Raw genomic sequence first — 25293 nt, forward strand, 5'->3', positions numbered from 1 at the left:
CGACCAGGGCTGGCCGCAAGTGCCCCACAGGCCGACTGCCGGGGCTGGCAGCGACCTGCGGGGGTCAGGGGCGGGTGTCAGTTCTTGCTGGCTTCCACCCCGGCGGTGTTGTCCAACAGGCTCTTGGTCGCGGTCTGGATGAAGCTATCCAGGCGACGCTTGAGCTCGTCGGTCTCCGGTGCATCCGGAATGACCTCGGCCGAAGGCTGGGCCCCGAGCTGGTACTCCAGCACCTTGGCCGGCATGTCCACCGGCTCGATGAGGATGCGATTGCCACTGAGGATGCCGACCACCTGCTCGCTGCCGGAAGGCTTGATCACGCCGAAGCCCTTGTCGCCCTCAGGCAGGTTCAGCAGGTCGCGACCCCAGCACTGGTGGCGGGTTTCGCCGCCCAGGCGGCCCATGATGGTCGGCACCACGTCGACCTGGGTGCCGACTATGCTGCTGCGCTTGCCGAACTTCTCCTGGATGCCGGGGGCGATCATCAGCAGCGGGACGTTGAAACGCCCCAGATCCATTTCGGTGAGCTGGCGATTGTTGCCGAAGCCATGGTCGCCCAGCACCACGAACAGGGTTTCCTTGTAGTAAGGCTCCTTCTTGGCCTTCTCGAAGAACTGCCCCAGCGCCCAGTCGGAATAGCGCATAGCGGTCAGGTGCTCATCCAGCGAGCCGTGGCCGGTGACCCGCTCCACCGGCAGGTCCTTGGGCAGCGCGTAAGGCGTGTGGTTGGACAGGCTCTGCAACAGGGCGTAGAACGGCTTGCCCTGGCCCTGACGGGCCTTCAGCTCCTGCGCGCCACGGTCGAACATGTCCTGGTCGGAGACACCCCAGGTGGGGTCCGAGAACACCGGGTTGACGAAGTCGTTGCGGCCAACGAAGTTGGTCATGCCCTGGTTGCTGAAGAACCCGGACTGGTTGTCCCAGGCGAAATCGCCGTTGTAGACGTACACGTCGTCGTAGTTACGCCCGGTGCTCAGCAACTGCGGCAGGCCAGACAGCTTGTGGCTGCCTTCCGGGGTCTGCATCAGGTATTCGAAGCCCGGCAGGTTGGGGAAGCAGGCCATGGTGGCGAACATGCCCTGGTGGGTGTGGGTGCCGTTGGAGAAGAAGTGGTCGAACAGCAGCCCTTCCTCGGCCAGCTTGTCGAAGTACGGGGTGATCTTGGCATCGCTGCCCAGCGCACCCACCGAATGGCCGGCAAAGCTTTCCAGCAGGATGACCACCACGTTGCGGATCGGCAGAGTGTTCTGCGCCGGCGGGGTGAAGTCACGGCGAATCGCGGCCTTGTCGGCCTCGACCAGCTTGTCGTTGGCGGTCAGCAGCATGTCGCGAACGGTCTGCTGCGCCTGGTCCTGCGGCAAGGTGGCCTTCCAGATATTGTCACGGTCCTCGGACATGCGACTCTTGGCGGCGGCGATCAGCGTCAGGGTGCCGTTCAGGCCCAGCTGGTTGGCGAAATTCGACTCGGTGGTGTAGGCATCACCCCAACGCAATGGCGGACCTTGGCGCAGGGTGCCACGCGCAGCGACCACAGCGACCAGCAGGATCACCACGAACACACCGGCACGCAGGTACCAGGGCGCCCCTGCCGAGGCGCCGACGCTCGACGCCAGCGCCTGACGCGGCCGGGCGAGACGATCGAAACCCTTGAACACCAGGCTCAGCAGCCAGGTCACCAGCGCCCAGGCCAGCAGGTAACGCACCACCGGGAAGCCATACCAGAGCATGCTCAGCACGGTCTTGGGGTCTTCCTTGACGTACTGGAAGACCAGGCCGTTGAGGCGCTGGTGGAACTCCCGGTAGAAGTCCATCTCCATCAGGCCGAAGAACAGCGTGAGGCTGCCGACCAAGGTCAGCCAGAAACGGAACACCCCTCGCGCACGCATGGCACGCAGGCTGAACACCGCGAAGAACAGCGGAATCAGCAGGTAGACGGTCAAGCGCAGGTCGAAGCGCATGCCATTGGCCAGCGCTTCGAGGAAGGTGGACATCGGCGTGTCGCCGATCATCTCGCGGTTGTACACCAGCAGGCCGATGCGCAGCAGGGTGTACATCACCATCAGGGCCAGGCCGCTGAGCAGGGTATAGAGCAGGTGATGCTTGAGCGTGGGTTCAGGCAGGCGGGACAGGGCGTGCCGAGAGGCGTCCGTTTTGGCCATGGATAGGAGGTCCGCAGGATTCGAGGTTGTAGTGGAAGGCCCTGGCGGCGTGACGGGACGCACACGTGAGGATCACGAATGCGCGTACCGCCGGTCCGCAGGGGAACCGCCGACTTCAGGAAGACGGCGGCCGATGATCGCCGCGCATGATGATCCAGGCAATGTGAAAATTATGTGGGAACACAATTGCTTAGGTCTTGTACGAGAAACCGGCGAGCGACGGTCAGACCCGCAGGTTGCCACGCGGTCCGGCCAACGCCCAGATGATCAGGCCAAGCACCGGCAACAGGGCGATGAGCAGTACCCAGAGAATTTTGATGCCCACCTCGGCGCTGCTCTTGAGCACGTGCAGGATGGCCCAGATATCCAGGGCCAGAATGATCAGGCCGATGAGGCTGTTGAAAGTCGATCCCATGATGGTACTCCCCGAACAAAGGTGGTAAGGCTGTGGCAGACCCCTGTCCGGTATATCGGGCCAGGAGCGTTCCACTACAGAACCTGCCGGCGATGAAAGGTTTCCATTGAACCAAGCGCTCGCCGCAACGCTCGCAAACCAGAACTGCATCGTTTTACAAGAGGTCACTGCCATGCCCGCCCCTGCTCCACTACGCTCGCTGCGCTCGACCTGGTCCGCACAGGTCCAGGCCGCTCCCCTGCTCAGCCTGGGTTTCCTGCTGGCCATCCTGATCGTGCTGGGCCTGGGCGTCGCCAGCCTCTACAACGCCTTCAATGGCGCCAACCAGGCCAACCTCGACCACGCGCTGCTGGGCGGCAGTGCCGGTTTCCTGGCCACCGCGCTGGGCGCGGTCATGGCCGTGGTACTGCGCGACATCAGCCAGCGCACCCAGGACATCATGCTCGGTTTCGCAGCAGGCATGATGCTCGCCGCCAGTTCCTTTTCGCTGATCCTGCCGGGGCTGGATGCCGCGCGGGAGATCACCGGCACCGGGCCGCTGGCGGCGGCTACGGTGGTCACCGGCCTGGGCCTTGGCGTGCTGCTGATGCTCGGCCTGGACAAGTTCACCCCCCACGAACACGAGAGCGTCGGACGCCAGGGACCGGAATCCGAGCGCATCAACCGGGTCTGGCTGTTCGTACTGGCGATCACCCTGCACAACCTGCCCGAGGGCATGGCCATCGGCGTCAGTTTCGCCGGTGGCGACATGAACGTCGGCTTGCCGCTGACCAGTGCCATCGCCATCCAGGACATTCCTGAAGGCCTGGCAGTGGCCCTTGCCCTGCGTGCCACCGGGCTGTCGCCGCTCAAGGCCATGCTGGTCGCGGTCGGTTCGGGCCTCATGGAGCCCCTGGGCTCGGTGGTCGGGCTGGGCATTTCCAGCGGTTTTGCCATCGCCTACCCGCTGAGCCTGGGCCTGGCTGCCGGAGCGATGCTGTTCGTGGTGTCCCACGAGGTGATTCCGGAAACCCACCGCAATGGCCACCAGACCTCGGCCACCCTGGGCCTGATGGGCGGCTTTGCGGTGATGATGTTCCTCGATACCGCGCTGGGCTGACGGATCAGGCCTCGCCTTGGCGCGCCTTGAGCGCCGGGGCGGCATGAATGCCGACCTCGGCGGCCAGTTCCAGCACCCGCTGTTCGTCACAGCCGTACACCAGCACCGCCTGCAGTTCGTCATCCAGCGGCTGGCTGAAGTCCATCAGTACATAGCCGCCCATCTCCTTGTTCATGCTGCCAAGCTGGATCTGGATGCGATTCAGGGCGGTCAGCGGCTCGGTCTTGGCCAACTGCTTGGGCTTGATGTTGAACGGCACGCTGGGCCCGAATGAGGCGACGATCTGCGCGAACAGGTCCATGTAACTGTCGGCCTGGAACAACACGGTGTCCGGCAGGCTGCCCACCACCACCCATTCACCCAGGGGGATCGGAAAGCTGTCGTCGTAGTTGATGTCGGGATTGGCCGCCAGGAAACCTGCCGGGTCGGCGTAGGCCTGCGCGGCTTCGTCGGCAATGCGCTCGATATCCGGCTCGCTCATGCAGCCGGAGCTGATCTTGCTGATGAGTTCGAGCAGTGAAGCTTTCATGGGGGATCCTCGGCCGGCGAAAAGAGGCGCGCAGGATAACGGGAAAACCCGCCCGCCTCCATCGTCAGGGTCAGCCGAAGCGGGCCAGTTGCTCGGCGGTCTCCGGAGCGCCCATGGCCTGCGCAGCACCCAGCGCGGTCACGCCACGCGCATCACGCGCCAGTGGGTCGGCGCCTTGCGCCAGCAGATAGTCAACAATCGCCGTGCGATTGAACATCGCTGCCATCATCAGGGCGGTGCGGCCGTCGGCCGAGGCCCCCTCGACGCTGGCACCGGCCTCGATCAACGCCTTGACCACCGCCAGGTCGCCCTTGAAGGCTGCGCCAGCGATCGGGCTCTGGCCGTTGTCGTTACGAATCTCGGGGTCAGCCTTATGACGCAGCAGCACCTGCACCGCTGGCAGATGCCCGTGATAACTGGCCAGCATCAGCAGCGTGTCGCCCTTGTGATTGCGCAGGTTGACCGGCAGGCCCTTCTCCAGCAGGCGCTCGAGCATCAGGGCATCACCCTGGCGAGCGACATCGAAGACCTGCTCAGCGAACTCGGCGGCTTCTTCATCGGTCATTACCTGGGCGGCGTTGGGGTGTGCATCGGTCATGTGGCGCTCCTTGTGGCGAATCCGGCATCTATGTCTTGCAACAGATGACCGCCAGTCTTACCGGCGGTTCGTTCTACGTCAAAACCGTCGCGTCTATCAGATTGATAGAGAAGATTGCGGAACTCTACCGGCCTTTCGCGGTTGTGGGACGACCGGCAAAATGCAGGATGCCCGACGGGCATTCATGCAAATTGCACGACGCACGATTTGAGCTGATTTTTTAAGCTATTGATTTTAAAGGATTTAATTATTTATCAAGTCTGGCACAGACACTGCAATCCATTAGGTCAGAACGTTTTCCCATTGCTTGGACTAATGGAGCTGCCAGACATGACTTTCATTCAGGAAAAATTCGCTTCGGTCTTCTCCGACTACCAGGTCACCACCCAGGCTCGCCCAGACGGCGGCGTGTTGCTGACCCTGCGTGACCAGCAAGGCAAGGAGACTCGTCGCTGTGTGTCTTACGCTCAGCTTCATACCCCCGTGCAACTGGAATGGGTCATCAGTGCCATCCGTCGCGACCTCGCCGCACAAGCCAGCGAGCTGCCAGCCATTTCGATGCTGCAAAGCCAGCACCGTTTCGACCTGCCGACCTATCACAGCCGCTGAGTCGATGGCGCCATTCGGCGCCGCCCACTGCATTTCCACACCCTCGTTTGTACCGCAGCCTTGGCGCTGCGGTTTTTTTTGCCCGTGGGTAATGCCCCCGCTCAGTGAATGAGTCCGCGGCACAACGCCTCGCCCACCGCCTGGGCGCGGTTGGCCACTCCCAACTTGCCGTAGATGGCCTTGAAGTGATACTTCACCGTCGACTCGGAAACCGCCCGGATACGTGAAATCTCATGGTTGGTCTTGCCCTCCCGCGCCCAGCGCAGAATCTCCAGTTCGCGCTCGCTGAGCGCCTGGGAGCGCAGCGGCACACCCCGCCCGACCAGATGCAGCACCGGTACCAGGCTGCTGACCAGGTACTTGTCTTCGTTATCCAGATGGCGTTGCAAACCGCCCAGCGTGCACACCGAGATGACCCCGGTACTGGCCGAGCAATGACTGGCATAACCGTAGGACTGCGCAGGCAGCAGCCCAGCTCGGCGCAACGCCTGCAGATAATTCGGGGGCGCCGGGTACAGCCGCAGTGCGTCGCGCCAGTCGACGAAGCCGAGCTGGTTGCGACAATGACGCACCACGGGGTCATCGGCCAACGGGTAATCCTTGAGGAAGAAGTCCGCCTGGGCGGGCGGCAGGTTGGCCCCCACACAGGTCAGCAACAGGGGCCCCTTGAACTGATAGAACAGCGCCAGCGTGCAGTGGCACTCCTGACACAGCCAGTGCAAGGCGTTTTCGATGGCCAGACGGCCATCCGGTTCAGCGATACTGCTCAGCATCTGTCTTACGAGTAAGTTCATGATCGTGCGGCGGGTCCTGGCACGGCGTCACGCCGCTGCAAGGCGGCGCGGACGACACGGGTTGATCCAGCCGGCGAACTTACATGAAGCGAAAAGCCGTTTATCCCCCAGGTGAACAATCAGCACTTGCTGACGTTCAGACGACGCAAGTCCTACCCGAAGCTCGGACTCGCCCGACGTTTACTGCAAAGACCAAGACACCCTGAAAGGGACCGGCCCGGATCACGCCTGCTGACCTGTATTGCGGCTAACGCGGCCGGCACAGGCGGAAACACACCCGGCCCAGGGCAGTGACGGGTTCAGTAATCCAGGCGCGGGAAACGCCGGGCGATGTCGTCACCGGTGGCCTGGTCGGCCTGCTCATCGGCCGCGGCAGCCAGCCTGGCCACAACCAGGCAAGGGTTGTCGCCGCTATCGACCCAGTGCGCGGTGCCGGCCGGCAGCTGGAGCAGGTCATGCTTTTCGCAGACCAGTACCTGCACGCAATCACCCTGGCGCAGATAGACCATGGCCCGCCCGGCCAGGAACCAACGCAGTTCGTCGGTGCGCGTGCGATGTTCTTCGGTCCAGCCAGCCGGGAGTGGATCTTGCGGCCCGCCCTGGCTGACCACCTGGCGAACGCTCAGACCGTATTCGGCACAAGCGGCCTGCAACTGGGCCTGGGCAGCGGCGTCCAGTTCACCCGGCGCCACCCGCCCCTGCACCGTGCGCCGGGCAAAACCGATGCCCTGCCCGGCCAGGGTCGCGGCGATGTCCTCAAGGTGGTTGAGGACCTTCAGGGGGACCTCGGGGCTGGACAGTGAGTAAACGAACAGGCTGCTCATCGAAGGACTCCTTGGCCGGCACAGCGAAGGCGTCGCCGCCGGCTCGAAACGAAACACGGGTTGCCGGCGACCATCAGACGGCCCGGCGCGGTAGATACAGGATCAGCAGGCTGGCACCCAGTGCCGCCAGGCTGGCGATGGCGAAGGTCCAGGCAGGCCCCAGACTGGTCCAGGCATAGCCGGAATACAGCGCACCCAGCGCCCCACCGATGCCCGACAGCGCCGCATAGAACGCCTGGCCCTGGCCCTGCTGGCGCGCGCCGAAGCTGTGGCGCACGAAATGAACCGCCGCGGCGTGAAAACTGCCGAAGGTGGCGGCGTGCAACAGTTGCACCGGCAGCAGCACCAGCAGATGGTCGGCCCACTGGCCCAGCAGCAGCCAACGCAGCGCGGCGAACAGGAAACTGAGCATCAGGACCTGGCGTACCGCAAAACGCTGCAGGATCCGCCCCATGGCCATGAACATCAACACTTCGGCGACCACGCCCAGCGCCCAGAGCAGGCCGATCATTCCGCGGCTGTAGCCGAGGGCTTCGAGGTGCAGAGTCAGGAAGGTGTAGTAAGGCCCGTGGCTGAGCTGCATCAGGGCCACGCTGCCATAGAACGCCAGCACGCCTGGACGCAGCAACTGAGCCAGGAAACCGCTGGCGCCATGTGTCTCGGCATCGACGGCGGGCTGGGCATTGGGCACCTGCCAGCTGGCCAGCGCGATACCGGCCATGATCGTCATGACGATCCACGGATAGAGCGCCAGGCTGAACCACTCCAGGGCCAGCCCCAGCACCACGACGGCGAGCATGAAGCCCACCGAGCCCCAAAGACGCACCTGGCTGTAGCGCCAGGGCTGATCCTTCAGGTGTGCCAGGGTGATGACCTCGAACTGCGGCAGAATCGCGTGCCAGAAGAACGCGTGCAAGGCCATGACCATGGCCAGCCAGAGGTAGCTCTTGTCCACCAGGATCAGCGAAAAGGCCAGCAGGGTACAGGCTGCGCCAGCGCGCACGATGACCAGCCGCTGGCCGGTGCGGTCGCCCAGCCAGCCCCACAGGTTGGGAGCGATGCAGCGCATCAGCATGGGAATGGCCAGCAACTCGCCAATGCGCGCGCTGGGGAACCCCAGATAATGCAGATAGAGCGCCAGGAACGGCGCCGAGGCGCCGAGCAACGCGAAATAGAACAGGTAGAAGCCGGACAGCCGCCAGTACGGCAGGCTGCCCGAGGACGGCTCGGCCAAGGCGCCTTACAACTGGCCGAGCACTGGCGTGGCGACACGCACGTCGGCGTTCTGTGCCCGATGGCGCATCAGATGGTCGAGCAGCACGATGGCCATCATCGCCTCGGCGATGGGTGTGGCGCGAATGCCGACACAGGGGTCGTGCCGGCCCTTGGTGATGACATCCACCGAGTTGCCATGCACATCGATGGAACGCCCGGGGGTGGTGATGCTCGAGGTCGGCTTGAGCGCCAGGTGCGCGATGATCGGCTGGCCGGAGGAAATACCGCCGAGGATGCCGCCGGCCTGGTTGGACAGGAAACCCTCCGGGGTCAGCTCGTCACGGTGCTCCGTACCGCGTTGCGCGACACTGGCGAAACCGGCACCGATCTCCACGCCCTTGACTGCATTGATGCTCATCAGCGCATGGGCCAGGTCGGCATCCAGGCGGTCGAAGATCGGCTCGCCCAGGCCAGGCATCACGCCTTCGGCGACCACGGTGATCTTCGCGCCCACCGAATCCTGATCACGACGCAACTGGTCCATGTAGGCTTCCAGCTCGGGCACCTTGTCCGGATCGGGCGAGAAGAAGGCGTTCTGCTCGACGCAGTCCCAGGTCTTGAATTCGATGGGGATCGGCCCGAGCTGGCTCATGTAGCCACGCACGCGGATGCCCTGGCTGGCCAGGTACTTCTTGGCGATGGCGCCGGCCGCCACGCGCATGGCGGTCTCGCGCGCCGAGCTGCGGCCACCGCCACGGTAGTCGCGCTCGCCGTACTTGTGGTGGTAGGTGTAGTCGGCGTGGGCCGGGCGGAACAGGTCCTTGATCGCCGAATAGTCCTTGGACTTCTGGTCGGTGTTGCGGATCAGCAGGCCGATGGAGGTGCCGGTGGTGCGACCCTCGAATACGCCGGAGAGGATCTCGACCTCGTCGGCCTCCTGGCGCTGCGTGGTGTGACGGCTGGTACCCGGCTTGCGACGATCCAGGTCTCGCTGCAGGTCTTCGACGCACAGCTCGACGCCGGGCGGGCAGCCATCGACGATAGCGACCAGCGCCGGGCCATGGCTTTCGCCGGCGGTGGTGACAGTGAACAGCTTGCCGAAAGTGTTGCCGGACATGCAGAGGCTCCGAGAAAGACCAGTTCGATCAGGTTGTGTACGAAACATCGCTGAGCACGATCATCGACCTTTCGTACAGACCCTGGGCAGGCGCGCAGTATACGCAGGCTGGCCGTGCAGTTCACCCTCGAACCTTCAGGCAGGCCACGCGTCCAAGGCTCAACTCCTCAATAATGGCCATCTGATGCATCTCGCAAGATTCCTGCGGCAAGCCCTGACCGTGCTCTGCCTGTCCAATGTCCTGAGCGCCGCCCAGGCCGCCCCCAGCGTGTTGCAACGACCGATCAGCGTGCAGACCGACCGCGGCACCCTGTACGGCACCCTGCTGCTGCCGCGCGCCACCACACCGGTGCCGGTGGTGCTGATCGTGGCGGGCTCCGGCCCGACCGACCGCAACGGCAACAACCCCGAGGGCGGGCGTAACGACAGCCTCAAGCAACTGGCCGTGACCCTGGCCCGGCATAACATCGCCAGCGTGCGCTATGACAAGCGCGGTGTGGCGGCCAGCAAGGCGGCCACACCCAACGAGCGAGATCTCAGCGTCGAGCGCTACGTGGCCGACGTACTGGCCTGGAGCCGTCAGCTCAAGAGCGACAGTCGCCTCGGCCCGCTGGTTCTGCTCGGCCACAGCGAAGGCGCGCTGATCGCCTCGCTGGCAGCCCGCCAGGCGGGGGCCAGCGCGTTGATCAGCGTGGCCGGCACCGGCCGCCCGGTCGACCAGGTGCTGCGCGAACAACTGCGCGAGCGCCTGCCGGCCCCCTTGCAGCAGCGCAGCCAGGAGCTGCTCGATGAACTCAAGGCCGGTCGTACCGACGACCAGGTGCCGCCCGATCTGCAGGTGGTGTTTCGCCCCAGCGTGCAGCCCTACCTGATTTCCCTGCTGCGCCAGGACCCGGCGCAAGCCTTCGCCGACAGCCGCGTCCCGGCGCTGATCATCCAGGGACGGCATGACATCCAGGTCAACGTCGAAGACGCCGAACGGCTGCACAAGGCGCGGCCCGACGCCCGCCTGGTACTGATCGATGGCATGAACCACGTGCTGCGCATCGTGCCGCAGGACCTGCAGCAGCAGTTGCGCTCGTACCGCAACCCGAACCTGCCGCTGGCCAGTGAACTGACCGAGCAGATCGTGCAGTTCATCGACCAGTTGCCGACCATTTCGCCGAAAACTTAAGAAATCGGCCGACAGGCCGATACGCAGACAATTGGCAGGATGTCTGCCACCAGGGCTCTGGACAGGATCGTCACGCATGACCGAAAGCACCGAGGCTGTCGAAAAGACCGCCGAAACCGATGACAACGCCGCACCGCCACAGCCGTGGGACGATGTTGTACCCGAACACTTCCAGATGCTGCGCCTGGCCCCGCTGCCCACCGATCGCGCCACCGGCGGGCGGCCACTGCGCTTCGTGCAGCTCGGCAAGGCCGAGCGACACAGCAAGGAGCTCAGCCTGCTGCGCCTGAACATCCAGCTGCCCGGCCAGCGCGTGCGTCGCGAACAGAACCACCTGGACGTCTGGGCCGACCATCAGACCCGCACCGTGCGCTTCGCACCGGATTCAGGGCTGCAGGTCGAACCCTGGAACCGTGGCCTGGGCCGCTTCATCATGGCCCACGCCATCCACTGGGCACAGAAACACTGGTCCGGCTACAAGATCGACAGCTTCCCGCTGGCCAGCAAAGACGGGCTGAACGAAGACACCCGCCTGCGCCGCGATCACTTCCTGCGCACCCAGGGCTTCCAGGTCGGCTATGCCGATGCCCAGCACATGAAGGGCAGCATCAACGAAGTACAGGTCGGTAACCTGAACAACACCTGGAACAACGAAAAGGTGCAGATCGTCGAGATTCTCGACGCCGCGCAGATGCTGGAAAAGGCCGAGCAGCGGCTGCAGGAACAGGAAGTGACCATCCGCAAGCACGAGGAACGGGTCAACCAGTACCGCCGCGACGACGCCGGCCTGCGCTTCACCATCGCCTGCCTGGTGACTTTTGCGGTGTTTCAGGCGGGGTTGCTGATCTGGATTGCCACCCACCGCTGAGGCGCCTCACCCGGAAGGCGCGGCCTAGATGCAATACCGTTCGGCTAAGCGCTTCCCGGCTTTTGTTGGAGCGAGCTTGCTCGAGAGATGTTCGCTTAAGCGGAATGTGGCCGGTGGGAGCGGCTTTAGCCGCGAAAGCATCAGGAAATTCACTGCATCCGTTGCGAACAGGCAGTCGCTTCGCGGCTGAAGCCGCTCCTACCCGGTCTAACCGAACAGTATTGGCTTAAGCCGCGAACCTGGGGCGCAGTTCATTCACAGGGCAGGTTCTAGCGGCGCGACTCGAACAGGGCGCGGTGCTCGCGGCACTGTTCGGCGGTGAGCATGAACACCCCATGGCCGCCGCGCTTGAAGTCCAGCCAGGCGAAGTCCACTTCCGGGTACAGCGCCTGCACGTGAACCTGGCTGTTGCCGACCTCGACGATCAGCAGGCCCTTGTCGGTGAGGTGGTCGGCGGCTTCGCAGAGCATCCTCCGCACCAGGTTCAACCCGTCATCGCCGCAGGCCAGGGCCAGCTCGGGCTCATGCTGGAATTCTTCGGGCATGTCAGCGAAGTCTTCGGCGTCGACATACGGCGGGTTGGACACGATCAGGTCGAAGCGTTGCCCCGGCAAGCCGTCGAAACCATCGCCCTGCACCGTGTACACGCGTTCTTCCAGGCCATGGCGTTCGATGTTCTGGTTGGCCACCTCGAGGGCATCGAAGGACAGGTCGGCCAGCACCACTTCGGCGTCGGGGAACACATCGGCACAGGCGATACCGATGCAACCGGACCCGGTGCACAGGTCGAGAATGCGCGCCGGATCCTGGGCGAGCCAGGGTTCGAAACGCTCTTCGATGAGTTCGGCGATCGGCGAGCGCGGAATCAGTACGCGGTCATCGACGATGAATGACATGCCGCAGAACCAGGCCTCGCCCAACAGGTAAGGCGTCGGCACACGCTCGTCGATACGCCGACGGATCAGGCGCTGCACCTCGGAAATCTCGTCGACCTCAAGGCGGCAGTCCAGGTAGCTGTCGGCGATTTCCCAAGGCAGGCTCAGTGCGCCCAGGACCAGCTGCCGTGCCTCGTCCCAGGCATTGTCGGTGCCGTGGCCAAAAAACACGTCTTCCTCATGAAAGCGGCTGACAGCCCAACGGATATGATCGCGCACGGTGCGCAAACGGGAAGTGATCATGGGCAAGCTCCTTGAGAAAAACGGCGAACGATTCTATCAGCACTGGCCAGCCGGTGAGTGACGGCAGGCAAAGGAGTGTCTACCATTGCGCCACGTCCAGCAAGGCAAACAGCCACCACCACGCCCCCGTTTTTTGCATCCGGCACGCTGCTAAATCCGGGGGCATGCGATTGTCAAGATTCACATCGGCGCTCGCTCGGAGGACAATGTGACAAAACAGGCCATGCACGAACGTCACCCAAGAGGGTCGCGCACCACGCGCAGATACGGCGGACAACCGCCGCGAACCACCCCTCTCGCGGATGTGCCAGCCCGCCCACGAGGTGCCCGCAACACCACCCGGCGTCGCTTGCACAAGGCCTGAAAGCCTCATTTGAAGGAGCCCCAGATGTCTTCTCCCAAGACCATGTTTCAACTCAGCGGTCGGGTCCACGCCCGTGCCAGCCTGAACAACGCCACGCTGATCGTCATCGACGCCCAGAAAGAGTACCTCAGCGGCCCGCTGGCGCTGACCGGTGTGCATGAAGCGCTGGCCAACATCGGCCTGCTGGTGGAAAAGGCCCGCGCCGCCAAATGCCCTATCGTGCATATCCGCCACCTGGGCACCGTGGGTGGCCTGTTCGACCCGCAGGGCGAGCGCGGCGAGCTGGTTCCGGAACTGCTGCCCCAGGAAGGCGAGCACCTGGTCGAGAAGCGTCTGCCGAACGCCTTCAACGGCACCGGCCTGCATGAACTGCTGCAGAGCCTGGGGCGCCTGGACCTGATCGTCTGCGGCTTCATGAGCCATTCGAGCATCAGCACCACGGTACGCGCCACCAAGGACTACGGCTACCGCTGCACCCTGGTCGACGACGCCTGCGCCACCCGTGACCTGCCGACTCCCGACGGCGTGGTCAGCGCCGAGGTCGTGCATCGCACCGAGATGGCGATCATGGCCGACAACTTCGCCACCGTTGCCCTGACCCGCGACCTGATCTGAGCCCCTCCGGGCTGTCCGATACAGCCCGCGGCCACGCGCGTGCGCCGCCCTCACCCGCACCGGGCCTGGCGCCACGAGGTTTTACATGCAAGACGATGACTTTTCCCTGTTCCAGAGTGAAATGCGCGGCGTGAAGCGCATCGAACAGGTCTTCGCCGACACCGGCAAGCCCAAGGCCGACCGCCGCCAGCTCAATCGCCTGCGGCAGTCCGCCACCGCCAGCAGCGAATCGATCACGGTCGACGGGCTGTCCGACCAGTTCGTCATCGACGTAGGCCCGGAAGATCCCCTGCACTGGGCACGCGATGGCGTGCAGGAAGGCCAGATGCGCAAGCTCAAGCTGGGCCAGATCAGCTTCGAAGGCAGTCTGGACCTGCATGGCATGAACGTGGAGGTGGCCCGCGAAACCCTCTGGGAATTTCTGGCCGAAGCCACCAAGCTGGAAATCCGCTGCGTGCGGGTGACCCACGGCAAGGCGGTGCGCCTGGACGGCAAGCGGCCGATGATCAAGAGCCACGTCAACACCTGGCTGCGCCAGCACCCGCAGGTGCTGGGCTTCTGCTCATGCCAGCCAAGACACGGCGGCACCGGTGCGGTCTACGTCATGCTGCGGCGCACCATGCTCGAAGGGCGCGACGAGTAACGCCGCACCCGTCACTGACCGGCTCAGCGCCCGCCAGGACCGGGGCCACCGGGGCCTGGTCCCGGTCCTCCCTGGTGATGACCGCCCCCACCGGGCCCACCAGGGGCCGGCCCCCAGAACGGCCAACAGCCGGACACCGACGCCAATACGGCGATGAACATCGCGATTTTCACTACTCGAATAACCATGGATCTCACACTCTCGGACAAAGGTCAGGAATGACCTGCACGCATGAGACCGCGGCCGGACCGCGAAGTGGGTAGCCATTGGGTAGTCGCTTGGTCAGCGTATTGATACACAAGCCCTGCCCTGCCGGCGTAATTACGCCTCAGCCATACACCTGAGCGCAGCGCTCGGGTAGTATGTGCGCCCTGATCGCCATCCATACGGAAACACACTCCTGTGACACTGGAACAGAACTACACCGCCATCCTGGGCCAATTGGGTGAGGACGTCAGCCGCGAAGGCCTCCTCGACACCCCGAAACGCGCCGCCAAGGCCATGCAGTACCTGTGCCGCGGCTATCAGCAGACCCTCGAAGAAGTCACCAACGGTGCATTGTTCAGCTCCGATGCCAGTGAAATGGTGATGGTCAAGGACATCGAGCTGTACTCGCTGTGCGAACACCACCTGCTGCCGTTCATCGGCAAGGCCCATGTGGCCTACATTCCCAGCGGCAAGGTTCTGGGCCTGTCCAAGGTGGCGCGCATCGTCGACATGTACGCCCGCCGCCTGCAGATCCAGGAGAATCTCAGCCGCCAGATCGCCGAAGCCATTCAGCAGGTCACGGGCGCGCTGGGCGTGGCCGTGGTCATCGAAGCCAAGCACATGTGCATGATGATGCGCGGTGTCGAGAAGCAGAATTCGGCGATGATCACCTCGGTGATGCTCGGCGAGTTCCGTGAAAATGCTGCCACACGCAGCGAATTCCTCAGCCTGATCAAGTAAACACGCCGAACGGCCGGCCTCGCCCAGGGTGCCGGCCGGTTCACCTGCGGAGGCTCCCCCCATGCTCATGAAAGCCCTGCGAGTCGGCCTCGGCCAGCTCATCGTGCTTGGCGACAAACTGACCCGCCCGGCCCCACTCAAGCGCAGCACCGAGGCCCAGGCCAAGGTCGAACAGGCTGCCCGTGACCTGGCGCTGTACCAGTTCCACGCCTGCCCGTTCTGCGTCAAGACCCGTCGCACGCTGCACAAGCTCAATGTGCCGGTGGCCCTGCGCGACGCCAAGAATGACCCGGTCGAGCGTCAGACCCTGCTGGAACAGGGCGGCCGGATCAAGGTGCCGTGCCTGCGCATTCAGGACGGCGACCAGGTGACCTGGATGTACGAATCCAAGGTCATCATCGACTACCTGAACCAGCGCTTCGCCAACGCCTGAGTCGCCTGGCGCGGCTGACTCCAACATGCCGCCTTCGTCTGGCTGCGCAGCCATCTCCGCCAGCCAGCGACGGCTGGCCGGATAGGCCGTCAGGTCGAAACCGCGCCGCTGCGCGGCAGGGCTGTCGACGCACAAGTAGAAGACGACTTGAGCAACCCCTGACGCAGCACCTCGGCCAGCCGCCCCAGCCCTTCGTCGAGGCGGGACGGGTCGATGTGGCTGAAATTGAGTCGCAGATGACCCGGGTTGGCATCCGGATCGACAAAGAATGGCTCACCCGGCATGAACGCCACATCTTGGGCCAGCGCGGCGTCCAGCAAGGTGCGGGTGTCCAGCGGCTGCTTCAGGGTCAGCCAGAAGAACAGCCCGCCCTGCGGAGTGTGCCAGTCAGCCAGCCCGGTGAAATGCCGCTGCAGGGCCACATCGAATGCGTCGCGACGCTCGCGATAGAACTCGCGCAGTTCGGCCAGATGGCTACGGTACTGCTCGCTGCCGACCCACTGCAACGCCTGCCACTGGCCGAAACGGTTGGTGTGCAGGTCGGCGGACTGTTTCAGGCGCAGCAGGTGCGGGAACAGGTCGGGACTGGCGATCAAGTAACCGACGCGCAGCCCCGGCAGCAGGGTCTTGGATACCGTGCCGGTGTAGATCCAGCTGGCCTTGCGCAGACGGCTCACGATCGGTCGCGACTGCACAGCGTCGAAGGTCAGCTCGCGATACGGTTCGTCTTCGATCAGGGTGACCTCGAATTCGTCGAGCAGGCCCGCCACCGTGTCGCGGCTGGCTTCGCTATAGCGCACCCCGGACGGATTCTGGAAAGTCGGGATCAGGTAGGCGAAGGCTGGGGCGTGATGCTCCAGGCGCTGGCGCAAGGCGACCAGGTCCGGCCCTTCGGCGCCTACCGGCACGCTCAGGCAGTCAGCGCCGAACAACTGGAAGATCTGCAGAGCGGCCAGGTAGGTCGGCCCTTCGACGATGATCTCGGTACCGCGGTCGACATACAGTTTGGCGGCCAGATCCAGAGCCTGTTGCGAGCCACTGATCACCAGCACCTGGCTGGCCTGACAGTCGATGCCCAGGGCACGGGCCTCGGCGGCCAGCGCCTCGCGCAGGGCCGGTTCGCCCTCGCTCATGCCGTACTGACCCAGGCCCGCAGGCATGTCGGCCCACTGCACGGTCGGCAGCATCGACTCGGCCGGCAGGCCGCCTGCAAAGGACATCACCTCCGGGCGCTGGGCCGCTGCGAGGATCTCACGGATCAGGGAACTCTTGAGGCGCGCAACACGTTCGGAAAAAGCCATGGACATTCACCGCTAGCCGGAGGAAAGGGAAATACGTCAAACTTGTTGACCAACCCTACGACGCCTTCCGTGGATACGTCAACATGCTTGACCTTAAAAACTGCATCGACCAGCAACGGGCTATGGAAGACTTCTTCTTCGGCTACCAGGCCTTCACCGCCAAGCCCGATGAAATGCTCGAACGCCGAGGCTTCAGCCGAGTGCATCAACGCATCCTGTTCTTCATCGCCCGCTATCCGGGGCTGAGCGTCAAGCAACTGCTGGCGCTGCTGGGTGTGACCAAACAGGCGCTGAACATGCCGCTGCGCCAGCTGATCGGCATGGACATGGTGGTCAGCAGCACGCCGCCAACCGACAAGCGCAAGCGCCTGCTGGCGCTGAGCGACCAGGGACGCCAGTTCGAACAGGCATTGCGTCGCGAGCAGGTGCGCCTGCTGCAGCGGGTGTTCGATGAAGCCGGTCCGGAGGCCGTGGCAGGCTGGTTGAAGGTTAACCAGATGCTCGGCACGACCACCGCCGCCTCGCGCAGCGACGCGCCGGGCCAGCACTGAACTGTACGGCCCAATACGCCAGTCGCTGTATCGTGAAAGCCCTGCCTGCGGCGTTTAGGCTTGGCGCCTCGTTTTTACGCGTCATGAAGGAATAACGCATGTCAGCCACCGCCCTGAAGACCCCGTTGCGACCGCTGGCGGACTCTTCACCCTCTTCGCTGGTCGCCGGTTTCATCGCCATGATGACCGGCTGCACCAGCTCACTGGTGCTGATGTTCCAGGCCGGCCAGGCGGCCGGACTGAGCAGCGGGCAGATTTCTTCGTGGCTGTGGGCACTGTTCATGGGCATGGCGCTGTGCAGCATCGGCCTGTCGCTGCGCTATCGCACACCCATTACCGTGGCCTGGTCGACCCCTGGCGCGGCGTTGCTGATCACCAGCCTGGGCGGGGTCAGCTACCCGGAAGCGATCGGTGCATTCATCACCTGTGCAGCCATGATCACCCTGTGCGGCATGACCGGCACCTTCGAGCGCCTGGTCAAGCGCCTGCCCGCCTCTCTTGCCGCTGCACTGCTGGCCGGCATCCTGTTCAAGATCGGCAGCGAAATCTTCATCGCCGCCCAGCACCGGACCGGGCTGGTACTGACGATGTTCTTCACCTATCTGCTGGTCAAGCGCGTTTCGCCGCGCTATTCAGTTCTCGCCGCCTTGCTGGCCGGGGTGGTGATGGCCGGTGCACAGGGCCTGCTCAACTTCAGCGGTTTCAACCTGGAACTGGCCGTGCCGGTCTGGACCACACCAAGCTTTTCCCTGGCCGCGACCATCAGTATCGGCATTCCGCTGTTCGTCGTCGCCATGGCTTCGCAGAACATGCCTGGCATCGCGGTGCTACGCGCCGACGGCTACGACACACCCTCCTCGCCATTGATCACCGTGACCGGCCTGGCGTCGTTGCTGACCGCACCGTTCGGCGCCCACGGCATCAATCTGGCGGCGATCAGTGCCGCCATCTGCACCGGCCCCACAGCCCATGAAGACCCGCACAAGCGCTATACCGCAGCAGTGTGGTGCGGGGTGTTCTACGGCATCGCCGGGCTGTATGGCGCCACGCTGGCAGCGTTGTTCGCGGCCTTCCCCAAGGAACTGGTGCTGTCCATCGCCGCGCTGGCGCTGTTCGGCTCGATCATCAACGGCCTGAGCGTGGCGATGAGCGAGCCCAGCGAGCGTGAAGCAGCGTTGATCACCTTCATGGTCACCGCCTCGGGCCTGACGCTGTTCTCGGTGGGGTCGGCATTCTGGGGCATCGTCGCCGGCGTACTGACCCTGCTGATTCTCAACACGCGTGCGCGCTGAGTCAGCGAGTCAAATCAGGCCGGCTCGCGGCTCAAGCCAATACAGTTCGATTAAGCGCTTTGCGGCTTTGTGGGAGCGGCTTTAGCCGCGAAGATGCCAGGAAACCCACTGCATCTGTTGTGAACATGCAGTCACTTCGCGGCTGAAGCCGCTCCTACCCAGCCTAACTGACCAGTATTGCGGCTAAAAAGCCGCGCCTACCAGGTGACATGACGCCTACCTAGAGGCGGAAGTGCCCGACCATGCCTTTCAGTTGCGCGCCCAGGTTGGCCAACTGGGTACTGGATGCCGCGTTGCCCTGCATCGCCTGCGCCGACTGATCGGCACTGCTGCGGATGCTGGTGACGCTGCGGTTGATTTCCTCGGCGACCGAGCTTTGCTGCTCAGCCGCGGCGGCAATCTGCTGGTTCATCTGCTGGATGGTCGACACGGCGCTGGCGATGCTGCCCAGCGCGCTTTCAGTCTGCAACGCATCTTCCACTGCCAGCCGCACCAACTCGCCACTGCCCTGGATCTGCTCCACCGAGGCGCGGGCGCCGCTGCGCAAGCTGACCACCAGGTTTTCGATCTCTTCGGTCGAATGCTGGGTGCGCCGCGCCAGGGCACGCACCTCGTCGGCCACCACCGCGAAGCCGCGCCCCTGTTCTCCGGCGCGCGCCGCTTCGATGGCGGCATTGAGAGCCAGCAGGTTGGTCTGTTCGGCGACACTCTTGATCACCCCCAGCACCTGATCGATGTTCTGCACTTTCGCGCTGAGGTCCTCGATGCTCTGGCTGGCCGAGGTCGACGAACGCGCCAGCGCCTCGATGCGCTGCATGCTCTGGCGCACCACCGCCTGACCACTGACCACCTTGTCGTCGGCACTCTGCGCCGCCAGCGCGGCCTCTTCGGCATTGCGCGCCACATCGTGAACAGTGGCGGTCATCTGGTTCATGGCCGTGGCCACCTGCTCGGTCTCTTCGCGCTGGCTGTTGACCTCAAGGTTGGTCTGCTCGGTGACTGCCGACAGATCCTGGGCTGAGCTGGCCAGTTGCTCGATGCCCGATTGCAGACCGCTGACGATCTGGCTGAGGCCGGCGCTCATCTGTTGCATGGCCTCGAGCAGTTGACCGATCTCGTCGCGACGCTGCGCGTCGATGCGCCCGCTCAGATCGCCGGCGGCAATACGCCGCGCCTGGTCGATGACCTGGCGCAACGGCGCGACGATCAGGCGGGTGATGAGCAGCGATGCGACCAGCCCTACCAGCAGGGCCGCCACCGAAGAAACGATGATGTACAGCGTGCCTGTGCCGATCTGCGCCTGCATCGACTGGTCTTCGGCCGAATACAAATGACGTACGCGGTCGGTCACCTGACGGGCGTTCTCCGCCAGTTGCCGGTCGATCAGCGCCTGGCGTTCCAGCAGCCCGGCGTATTCCTGGAGCTTTTCGTTGAAGTTGCCGATATGCCCGGTGACCTCACCCATCACTGACTGGTAACCGGGGTCGTTGATCGCGGCCTTTAGCGTTTCGGCCAGGGCCCTGGCCTGCTCGGCCTCTTCGATATTGCCCTTGGGCACCTCGTCGCCGGCCGTGGCGCGGCGGCTCTTTTCCAGGCGGGTACGGGCCTGGTCGAGGGCCACCAGCATCAGGCGCCCGACCTGGCTGATACTGGCGGCCTGCTCGATGAACTGCGCGCCGTCCTTGCCCTGGGAATCCTTGAGCGTCCAGGTGCCGTCATCGGTCAGGCCCGCGCGCAGCAGTTCAAGGCTGTTGGACACGCTGTCCACCGACCAGCTGGCCATCTCCAGGGCCAGGTCCTTGCTCTGGTTGATATCAACGACGGCATCGAACGACTGGCGATAGGCGGCCAGCGCCTGGCGCACCTGGCTCATTACCTCGGCACTGGCTGGCGAACGGTCGCCCAGCAGCTTGGCCTGCTCATCGAGACCCTGCAGGCGGGTGTGCACCTGCTCAACCAGCTTGGGGTTGCTGGTCACCGCGTACGCCTGCTCCAGCAGGCGCACGTCGAGCAGTTCATCGTTGAGCGCGGACATCTGCTTGAGGCCGGTGAAATCCTGGCTGATGTGCTGCAACGACCAGACGCCTACCCCAGCGACCAGTGCGGTCAGCAGCAATACCAGACCAAAGCCCAGACCAAGTTTGCGGGCCATCCCCAGGTTGGCGAATCCGGTCGACACCATAGCCTCTCACTCCCCAGCAGAACTCCGTCCAGCATGCAGGTTCGCAATGCCAACAGCGAAGCACAAGACGCCAGTCGCGCAACAGTGGCAAAAAGCTATGCGCAGGTCGTTTTCAGAATGCCTGCACCGATGACCGCCTAGCTGCGGAACAGCGTAGCGACTTGCAGGGTACCGGCATCGGCGTCCAACACCGCTTCGGTACCCAGCGGCACGGCCTGGTTGACCTGACCATGCCCCACCGGCAGGCCACCCAGCACCGGAATGCCCAGCCCGCCCAGGCGCTCCTGCAGCACGTGGGCGGGGGTAATGGCGCCCCCGGCACCGGCTGGCACGCTGAAGTCGCCCACGGCCACACCGGCCAGGCGCTGCAACAGACCGCAGTTACCCAGGTGGGTCAGCATGCGGTCGATGCGGTAGGCCGCTTCCCCAACATCCTCAAGCAGCAGAATGGCGCCTTCAAGATCCGGCATGAACGGCGTGCCGACGCAGGTGCCGAGTATCGCCAGATTGCCCCCCAGCAAACGCCCCGACGCGCGCCCTGACGTGCGCACGCTGCCAGTCGCAGCCTCGCGGTCGGCGAGCAGACGCACCGGCTCACGACTCATCAATACCTGGCGCAGGCCGTCGCCGTAGGGATTACCGGGTTGCAATTGGTTGGCCACCGGGCCATGCACGGTCGCCAGGCGGGCCTGGGCCCAGAGCAGGCCATGCAAGGCGGTGATGTCGGAAAAACCGACAACCAGCTTGGGGTCACGGTGCACTGCCGCCAGGTCGAGCTGGCCGAGAATACGCTGCACGCCATAACCGCCGCGATTGCAGATCACCGCGCGGATCTGCGGGTCCGCCAGGGCGTGGTTGAGATCGGCGAGCCGGTCGGCGTCAGTGCCGGCGTAGAAGGAGTGCCGCTCGAAGGCATGCGGGTACACCTTCGGCCGCAACCCCCAGTTTTCCAGCTCTGCGGCGGCCGCCTCGATGCGCGCGGGCTCCACCGGCCCGGCAGGCGAAACCAGCGCCACCGCATCACCGGGGCTTAATACAGAAGGGTGAAGGACAGGCGCAGGGGCAAGTGACATCGAAAACTTCCGGGCAGGCGGCAAAACTGCAATTTAGGGCAACCATCCCGCCAACTCAAGCCGGCTTCGGAGAACATGGCTTGCTGCGTAATCGATGAGCGACTTCAATGACGACTCACGCCAATACCGAGGAACCGCCATGAGCCCATTACCCAATCGCCGCTTCGTCCTGAACAGACGCCCTTCCGGGCTGGTGAGCCGGGACGACTTCGGCTTCGAAGAGGTACCCGTGGGCGAACCCGAAGACGGTCAGATCCTGGTGCGCAACCTGTACCTGTCGCTGGACCCGGCCATGCGCGGCTGGATGAATGAAGGCAAATCGTATATCGAGCCGGTCGGCCTGGGCGAGGTCATGCGGGCGCTGGGCATCGGCGAAGTGATCGCCTCCCGGCACCCGCGCTTTGCGGTGGGCGACCATGTGCAGGGCGCACTGGGTGTGCAGGATTACTTCCTTGGCGCCCCCAAGGGCTTCTACCCGGTAGACCCGCAAGCTGCGCCGTTACCGCGCTATCTGTCAGCCCTGGGCATGACCGGCATGACGGCCTACTTCGCCTTGCTGGAAGTCGGTCAGCCCCGCGAAGGCGAAACGGTGGTGATTTCCGGCGCAGCCGGCGCGGTGGGCAGCATCGCTGGGCAAATCGCCAAGCTCAAGGGCTGCCGAGTGGTGGGTATCGCCGGCGGTCCGGCCAAATGCCGCTCGCTGATCGAGGAACTGGGCTTCGATGCGGCCATCGACTACAAGAACGAAGACGTCGCCGCGGCATTGAAACGCGACTGCCCCAAAGGCGTAGATGTCTTCTTCGACAACGTTGGTGGGGAGATTCTCGACACGGTGCTGGCGCGCCTGGCGCCCAAGGCGCGGGTAGTGATCTGCGGCGCTATCAGCCAGTACAACAACAGCACACCTGTCAAAGGACCCGCCAACTATCTGTCGCTGCTGGTCAATCGCGCACGCATGGAAGGCTTCGTGGTACTCGACTACGCCGCCCGCTACGCCGAAGCGGCCCGGGAAATGGCCGGCTGGATCGCCGAGGGCCGCTTGCACAGCCGCGAAGATGTGGTCGAGGGCCTGGAAACCTTCCCCGAGACCCTGCTCAAGCTGTTCAACGGCGAGAACTTCGGCAAGCTGGTGCTCAAGGTCTGAGCACGCGCGGCAGGTTTCAGGCCAGTTCGGCGACCACCGCCGCCAGGGCCTGGGCCGGGTCGGCGGCCTGGCTGATCGGCCGACCGATCACCAGATAGTCGGAACCGGCCTCCAGGGCCTGGCGCGGGGTCAGGATACGGCGCTGGTCGTCTTGGGCGCTGCCGGCCGGGCGAATGCCAGGCGTGACCAGCTGCAGCGACGGGTGCGCGGTCTTCAGCGCCCGGGCTTCCTGGGCCGAACACACCAGGCCATCCATGCCGGCCTTCTCGGCCAGGGCCGCCAGGCGCAGCACCTGCTCCTGCGGCTCGATATCCAGGCCGATACCGGCCAGGTCTTCGCGCTCCATGCTGGTCAGCACGGTCACGCCGATCAGCAGGGGCTGCGGACCACTGCGCTGCGCCAGCACCTCGCGGCACGCCTGCATCATGCGCAGGCCGCCGGAGCAATGCACGTTGACCATCCATACGCCCATCTCGGCAGCCGCGCGCACGGCCATGGCGGTGGTGTTGGGAATGTCGTGAAACTTGAGGTCGAGGAATACCTCGAAACCGCGCTCGCAGAGGGTCGCCACGATGCCCGAGGCGCTGCTGGTGAACAGCTCCTTGCCGACCTTGACCCTGCACAGCTTCGGATCGAGCTGATCGGCCAGCTTCAGGGCGGCTTCTCGGGTCGGGAAATCCAGGGCGACGATGACAGGGGTCTGGCAAGCGGACATGAGCGGGTTCTCAGCAAGTCGAAATCGGCGCGCATTGTAGCCGATCTGGCCGTATGGCGGTGCACAACCTGTACCACCGGCATACACTTGAACCATCGGGCGCTGTCGTGGCTCAAAATGTCATCACCACAAGGAGTGCGCTATGCCCTGGTATGCCTGGTTGATTCTCATCGTGGCGATCGGCTCCATCGTCGGCGGCTTGCTGCTGTTGCGTGACACCGCGCAAAAGCTGCCGCTGACCGAGGAGCAGCTCAAGCGGGTCCATGAACGCAACGCAGAAATGGACGCGAAGGAAGCCAAGGATCGCTGACCCTCCCACCGGGCGGCCCTCGGCCGCCCGTCTTCGAATACTCCTCTGCAGCGCGTCATCGCGCTTCCTATGGCCTCGGCACTGTCGGCACCCGCCGCCCGGCGTGCCAACCGGCGGGGAAAAGGCACCTTTGCCCACCCCTAGGGTCAATCCGGGAACGCAGCCAGGCACAAGGCGGCGAACATGGCTACGCTGGAGGCTGTCGCCTGTATATCGAAACCGTTGGATGGGAGCTTTGAAATGCCGCATTGGCTGGTGATTGACCTGGAAGCCACCACCGAGGAAGGCGGTTGGCCGGTCACCGAGATGGAAATCATCGAAATAGGCGCGACGCTGGTGAACCAGGACGGCCGTGAGCTGGACCATTTCGAGCGCTTCGTGCGTCCGGCACGGCGCCCGCTGCTGACCCAGTTCTGCAAGGACCTGACCCACATCGCTCAGCACAACATCGACACGGCCGAGCCCCTGGAGAGCGTCTGGCCCCAGTTCGAACGCTGGCTGGGCCATCACCGCGCACGAGTGGTGGGCTGGGCCAGCTGGGGCGACTACGACCATCATCAACTGCAGGAGGAATGGCGCAGCCATCGCCTCGACAGCTCGCTGCGCCAGATGCCCTACGTCAACCTCAAGCACCGCTTCGCCCAGGCGCGCCAGCTGCAGCGACCGGTAGGACTCAACAGCGCCCTGCAACTGGCCGGCATGCACTTCACCGGCCAGCAGCACCGGGCCCTGGTCGACGCCCGCAACACCGCACGCCTGCTGCCGCTGATCCTGCCGGCCTGACAGGCGTGACGTCGACCAGAGCCTTGTGCATACTGGCCGGCCCTATTTTCAGCCTCTGCAAGGAACCCGCATGTTCAAGGTCAACGAATATTTCGACGGCACCGTCAAATCCATCGCCTTCAGCCAGGCCGAAGGCCAGGCCACCATCGGTGTGATGGCTGCCGGTGAATATGAATTCGGCACTGCCCAGGCCGAGATCATGCACGTCATCTCCGGTGAGCTGGTGGTCAAGCTGCCGGGCAGCGACGCCTGGGAAACCTTCGCCAGCGGCAGCCGTTTCAACGTGCCCGCCAACAGCAAGTTCCAGCTCAAGGTCAGCGTCGATACCGCCTATCTGTGCGAATACCGCTGAACCCACAC

General features: G+C 64.3%; 26 protein-coding genes and 2 pseudogenes. 14 read left to right on the forward strand and 14 right to left on the reverse strand.

Features of this window, described 5'->3' with window-relative positions:
* Positions 1-77 precede the first annotated feature (77 nt).
* Together RRX38_RS07035 and RRX38_RS07040 are read right to left on the reverse strand one after the other, a co-directional pair.
* Complete coding sequence (locus RRX38_RS07035) at positions 78-2159, reverse strand: LTA synthase family protein (protein ID WP_315962045.1); 2082 nt, start codon at positions 2157-2159, stop codon at positions 78-80.
* Between the two features lie 223 nt (positions 2160-2382).
* Entirely contained in the window at positions 2383-2574 is a 192-nt protein-coding gene (locus tag RRX38_RS07040) for a PLD nuclease N-terminal domain-containing protein (protein WP_295470101.1), read from the reverse strand.
* Between the two features lie 172 nt (positions 2575-2746).
* On the opposite strand from RRX38_RS07040, the gene RRX38_RS07045 reads away from it, so the two are divergent.
* Positions 2747-3673 (forward strand): ZIP family metal transporter, encoded by a 927-nt coding sequence (locus tag RRX38_RS07045; protein ID WP_295470098.1) that lies wholly within the window; start codon positions 2747-2749, stop codon positions 3671-3673.
* 4 nt (positions 3674-3677) lie between these two features.
* On the opposite strand, the gene RRX38_RS07050 is transcribed toward RRX38_RS07045, so the two are convergent.
* Positions 3678-4202, reverse strand: a complete 525-nt coding sequence (locus tag RRX38_RS07050; protein ID WP_295470096.1) for a hypothetical protein — start codon at positions 4200-4202, stop codon at positions 3678-3680.
* Between the two features lie 70 nt (positions 4203-4272).
* Positions 4273-4800, reverse strand: coding sequence for an ankyrin repeat domain-containing protein (locus RRX38_RS07055; protein WP_295470093.1), 528 nt, complete (start codon positions 4798-4800; stop codon positions 4273-4275).
* A gap of 330 nt (positions 4801-5130) precedes the next feature.
* Here RRX38_RS07055 and RRX38_RS07060 point away from each other — a divergent pair, with 330 nt between their 5' ends.
* A complete protein-coding gene (locus tag RRX38_RS07060; protein ID WP_295470090.1) occupies positions 5131-5409 on the forward strand; it encodes a DUF3509 domain-containing protein in 279 nt (92 codons plus the stop codon).
* Between the two features lie 101 nt (positions 5410-5510).
* Here RRX38_RS07060 and RRX38_RS07065 read toward each other — a convergent pair whose 3' ends face one another.
* The 4 genes from RRX38_RS07065 to aroC form a co-directional block, all read right to left on the reverse strand.
* Entirely contained in the window at positions 5511-6203 is a 693-nt protein-coding gene (locus RRX38_RS07065; RefSeq protein WP_315962046.1) for a helix-turn-helix transcriptional regulator, read from the reverse strand.
* Positions 6204-6502: 299 nt separating this feature from the next.
* Positions 6503-7027, reverse strand: coding sequence for an acireductone dioxygenase (locus RRX38_RS07070; RefSeq protein ID WP_315962047.1), 525 nt, complete (start codon positions 7025-7027; stop codon positions 6503-6505).
* Between the two features lie 73 nt (positions 7028-7100).
* Positions 7101-8261, reverse strand: coding sequence for an MFS transporter (locus RRX38_RS07075; protein WP_295470082.1), 1161 nt, complete (start codon positions 8259-8261; stop codon positions 7101-7103).
* Between the two features lie 6 nt (positions 8262-8267).
* Positions 8268-9359 (reverse strand): chorismate synthase, encoded by a 1092-nt coding sequence (gene aroC, locus RRX38_RS07080; RefSeq protein WP_315962048.1) that lies wholly within the window; start codon positions 9357-9359, stop codon positions 8268-8270.
* 184 nt (positions 9360-9543) lie between these two features.
* On the opposite strand from aroC, the gene RRX38_RS07085 reads away from it, so the two are divergent.
* Both RRX38_RS07085 and RRX38_RS07090 read left to right on the forward strand, forming a co-directional pair.
* On the forward strand, positions 9544-10533 hold the full coding sequence (locus RRX38_RS07085; RefSeq protein ID WP_315962049.1) for an alpha/beta hydrolase: 990 nt from the start codon (positions 9544-9546) through the stop codon (positions 10531-10533).
* Positions 10534-10609: 76 nt separating this feature from the next.
* Positions 10610-11401, forward strand: coding sequence for a hypothetical protein (locus RRX38_RS07090; RefSeq protein WP_295470075.1), 792 nt, complete (start codon positions 10610-10612; stop codon positions 11399-11401).
* Positions 11402-11670: 269 nt separating this feature from the next.
* Here RRX38_RS07090 and prmB read toward each other — a convergent pair whose 3' ends face one another.
* Positions 11671-12579, reverse strand: coding sequence for a 50S ribosomal protein L3 N(5)-glutamine methyltransferase (prmB, locus tag RRX38_RS07095; protein WP_295470073.1), 909 nt, complete (start codon positions 12577-12579; stop codon positions 11671-11673).
* Between the two features lie 388 nt (positions 12580-12967).
* Between prmB and RRX38_RS07100 the strand changes: the two genes are divergently transcribed.
* The 4 genes from RRX38_RS07100 to RRX38_RS07115 all read left to right on the forward strand — a co-directional run bounded on the left by RRX38_RS07100 (position 12968) and on the right by RRX38_RS07115 (position 15582).
* Complete coding sequence (locus tag RRX38_RS07100) at positions 12968-13558, forward strand: cysteine hydrolase family protein (RefSeq protein WP_295470070.1); 591 nt, start codon at positions 12968-12970, stop codon at positions 13556-13558.
* Between the two features lie 85 nt (positions 13559-13643).
* Positions 13644-14201, forward strand: a complete 558-nt coding sequence (locus RRX38_RS07105; protein WP_295470067.1) for a Smr/MutS family protein — start codon at positions 13644-13646, stop codon at positions 14199-14201.
* Positions 14202-14603: 402 nt separating this feature from the next.
* A complete protein-coding gene (folE, locus tag RRX38_RS07110) occupies positions 14604-15149 on the forward strand; it encodes a GTP cyclohydrolase I FolE (protein WP_295470064.1) in 546 nt (181 codons plus the stop codon).
* Positions 15150-15210: 61 nt separating this feature from the next.
* Positions 15211-15582, forward strand: coding sequence for a glutaredoxin (locus RRX38_RS07115; protein ID WP_315962050.1), 372 nt, complete (start codon positions 15211-15213; stop codon positions 15580-15582).
* Positions 15583-15671: 89 nt separating this feature from the next.
* Here the strand turns inward: RRX38_RS07115 and RRX38_RS07120 are convergent, their stop codons facing one another.
* The gene (locus RRX38_RS07120; RefSeq protein ID WP_315962051.1) at positions 15672-16883 is read right to left on the reverse strand and encodes a PLP-dependent aminotransferase family protein; all 1212 of its coding nucleotides are present in this window, start codon (positions 16881-16883) and stop codon (positions 15672-15674) included.
* Positions 16884-16966: 83 nt separating this feature from the next.
* Between RRX38_RS07120 and RRX38_RS07125 the strand changes: the two genes are divergently transcribed.
* Together RRX38_RS07125 and RRX38_RS07130 are read left to right on the forward strand one after the other, a co-directional pair.
* Positions 16967-17434: a MarR family winged helix-turn-helix transcriptional regulator gene (locus tag RRX38_RS07125; protein ID WP_315962052.1), complete on the forward strand. Its 468-nt coding sequence runs from the start codon at positions 16967-16969 to the stop codon at positions 17432-17434.
* Positions 17435-17532: 98 nt separating this feature from the next.
* On the forward strand, positions 17533-18726 hold the full coding sequence (locus RRX38_RS07130) for a benzoate/H(+) symporter BenE family transporter (protein ID WP_315962053.1): 1194 nt from the start codon (positions 17533-17535) through the stop codon (positions 18724-18726).
* 342 nt (positions 18727-19068) lie between these two features.
* On the opposite strand, the pseudogene RRX38_RS24995 reads toward RRX38_RS07130, so the two are convergent.
* From RRX38_RS24995 to RRX38_RS07140, 3 genes and pseudogenes are all read right to left on the reverse strand, one after another.
* Positions 19069-19819 (reverse strand): annotated as a pseudogene (locus tag RRX38_RS24995) (methyl-accepting chemotaxis protein); the annotation flags it as partial.
* Positions 19805-20908 (reverse strand): annotated as a pseudogene (locus RRX38_RS25000) (HAMP domain-containing protein); the annotation flags it as partial. The pseudogenes RRX38_RS24995 and RRX38_RS25000, both read right to left, overlap by 15 nt.
* Positions 20909-21045: 137 nt before the next feature.
* Positions 21046-21981 (reverse strand): LD-carboxypeptidase, encoded by a 936-nt coding sequence (locus RRX38_RS07140; protein ID WP_315962055.1) that lies wholly within the window; start codon positions 21979-21981, stop codon positions 21046-21048.
* A gap of 139 nt (positions 21982-22120) precedes the next feature.
* On the opposite strand from RRX38_RS07140, the gene RRX38_RS07145 reads away from it, so the two are divergent.
* A complete protein-coding gene (locus tag RRX38_RS07145) occupies positions 22121-23125 on the forward strand; it encodes an NADP-dependent oxidoreductase (RefSeq protein ID WP_315962056.1) in 1005 nt (334 codons plus the stop codon).
* A 16-nt stretch (positions 23126-23141) separates the two neighbouring features.
* Here the strand turns inward: RRX38_RS07145 and pyrF are convergent, their stop codons facing one another.
* Complete coding sequence (gene pyrF / locus RRX38_RS07150) at positions 23142-23840, reverse strand: orotidine-5'-phosphate decarboxylase (protein ID WP_315962057.1); 699 nt, start codon at positions 23838-23840, stop codon at positions 23142-23144.
* Positions 23841-23982: 142 nt separating this feature from the next.
* Here pyrF and RRX38_RS07155 point away from each other — a divergent pair, with 142 nt between their 5' ends.
* The 3 genes from RRX38_RS07155 (at position 23983) to RRX38_RS07165 (ending at position 25285) form a co-directional block, all read left to right on the forward strand.
* On the forward strand, positions 23983-24150 hold the full coding sequence (locus RRX38_RS07155; protein ID WP_295470043.1) for a DUF2897 family protein: 168 nt from the start codon (positions 23983-23985) through the stop codon (positions 24148-24150).
* 240 nt (positions 24151-24390) lie between these two features.
* Entirely contained in the window at positions 24391-24933 is a 543-nt protein-coding gene (locus RRX38_RS07160; RefSeq protein WP_295470041.1) for an exonuclease domain-containing protein, read from the forward strand.
* Between the two features lie 70 nt (positions 24934-25003).
* On the forward strand, positions 25004-25285 hold the full coding sequence (locus RRX38_RS07165; RefSeq protein WP_295470039.1) for a pyrimidine/purine nucleoside phosphorylase: 282 nt from the start codon (positions 25004-25006) through the stop codon (positions 25283-25285).
* The last annotated feature ends 8 nt before the right edge of the window (positions 25286-25293 follow it).

This window comes from Pseudomonas sp. DTU_2021_1001937_2_SI_NGA_ILE_001 (genome assembly GCF_032463525.1).
GTDB lineage: Bacteria > Pseudomonadota > Gammaproteobacteria > Pseudomonadales > Pseudomonadaceae > Aquipseudomonas.

What these genes read in the sequence shown, in the direction of transcription:
- RRX38_RS07145 (WP_315962056.1), top strand. Translation starts at nt 22,121, where the DNA reads ATGAGCCCATTACCCAATCGCCGCTTCGTCCTGAACAGACGCCCTTCC.
- RRX38_RS07125 (WP_315962052.1), top strand. Translation starts at nt 16,967, where the DNA reads ATGCTTGACCTTAAAAACTGCATCGACCAGCAACGGGCTATGGAAGAC.
- RRX38_RS07140 (WP_315962055.1), bottom strand. Translation starts at nt 21,981, where the DNA reads ATGTCACTTGCCCCTGCGCCTGTCCTTCACCCTTCTGTATTAAGCCCC.
- RRX38_RS07090 (WP_295470075.1), top strand. Translation starts at nt 10,610, where the DNA reads ATGACCGAAAGCACCGAGGCTGTCGAAAAGACCGCCGAAACCGATGAC.
- aroC (WP_315962048.1), bottom strand. Translation starts at nt 9,359, where the DNA reads ATGTCCGGCAACACTTTCGGCAAGCTGTTCACTGTCACCACCGCCGGC.
- RRX38_RS07045 (WP_295470098.1), top strand. Translation starts at nt 2,747, where the DNA reads ATGCCCGCCCCTGCTCCACTACGCTCGCTGCGCTCGACCTGGTCCGCA.
- pyrF (WP_315962057.1), bottom strand. Translation starts at nt 23,840, where the DNA reads ATGTCCGCTTGCCAGACCCCTGTCATCGTCGCCCTGGATTTCCCGACC.
- RRX38_RS07040 (WP_295470101.1), bottom strand. Translation starts at nt 2,574, where the DNA reads ATGGGATCGACTTTCAACAGCCTCATCGGCCTGATCATTCTGGCCCTG.
- RRX38_RS07155 (WP_295470043.1), top strand. Translation starts at nt 23,983, where the DNA reads ATGCCCTGGTATGCCTGGTTGATTCTCATCGTGGCGATCGGCTCCATC.
- RRX38_RS07160 (WP_295470041.1), top strand. Translation starts at nt 24,391, where the DNA reads ATGCCGCATTGGCTGGTGATTGACCTGGAAGCCACCACCGAGGAAGGC.
- RRX38_RS07100 (WP_295470070.1), top strand. Translation starts at nt 12,968, where the DNA reads ATGTCTTCTCCCAAGACCATGTTTCAACTCAGCGGTCGGGTCCACGCC.
- RRX38_RS07115 (WP_315962050.1), top strand. Translation starts at nt 15,211, where the DNA reads ATGCTCATGAAAGCCCTGCGAGTCGGCCTCGGCCAGCTCATCGTGCTT.
- RRX38_RS07050 (WP_295470096.1), bottom strand. Translation starts at nt 4,202, where the DNA reads ATGAAAGCTTCACTGCTCGAACTCATCAGCAAGATCAGCTCCGGCTGC.
- RRX38_RS07120 (WP_315962051.1), bottom strand. Translation starts at nt 16,883, where the DNA reads ATGGCTTTTTCCGAACGTGTTGCGCGCCTCAAGAGTTCCCTGATCCGT.
- RRX38_RS07060 (WP_295470090.1), top strand. Translation starts at nt 5,131, where the DNA reads ATGACTTTCATTCAGGAAAAATTCGCTTCGGTCTTCTCCGACTACCAG.
- RRX38_RS07105 (WP_295470067.1), top strand. Translation starts at nt 13,644, where the DNA reads ATGCAAGACGATGACTTTTCCCTGTTCCAGAGTGAAATGCGCGGCGTG.
- prmB (WP_295470073.1), bottom strand. Translation starts at nt 12,579, where the DNA reads ATGATCACTTCCCGTTTGCGCACCGTGCGCGATCATATCCGTTGGGCT.
- RRX38_RS07085 (WP_315962049.1), top strand. Translation starts at nt 9,544, where the DNA reads ATGCATCTCGCAAGATTCCTGCGGCAAGCCCTGACCGTGCTCTGCCTG.
- RRX38_RS07130 (WP_315962053.1), top strand. Translation starts at nt 17,533, where the DNA reads ATGTCAGCCACCGCCCTGAAGACCCCGTTGCGACCGCTGGCGGACTCT.
- RRX38_RS07070 (WP_315962047.1), bottom strand. Translation starts at nt 7,027, where the DNA reads ATGAGCAGCCTGTTCGTTTACTCACTGTCCAGCCCCGAGGTCCCCCTG.
- RRX38_RS07165 (WP_295470039.1), top strand. Translation starts at nt 25,004, where the DNA reads ATGTTCAAGGTCAACGAATATTTCGACGGCACCGTCAAATCCATCGCC.
- RRX38_RS07035 (WP_315962045.1), bottom strand. Translation starts at nt 2,159, where the DNA reads ATGGCCAAAACGGACGCCTCTCGGCACGCCCTGTCCCGCCTGCCTGAA.
- RRX38_RS07065 (WP_315962046.1), bottom strand. Translation starts at nt 6,203, where the DNA reads ATGAACTTACTCGTAAGACAGATGCTGAGCAGTATCGCTGAACCGGAT.
- RRX38_RS07055 (WP_295470093.1), bottom strand. Translation starts at nt 4,800, where the DNA reads ATGACCGATGCACACCCCAACGCCGCCCAGGTAATGACCGATGAAGAA.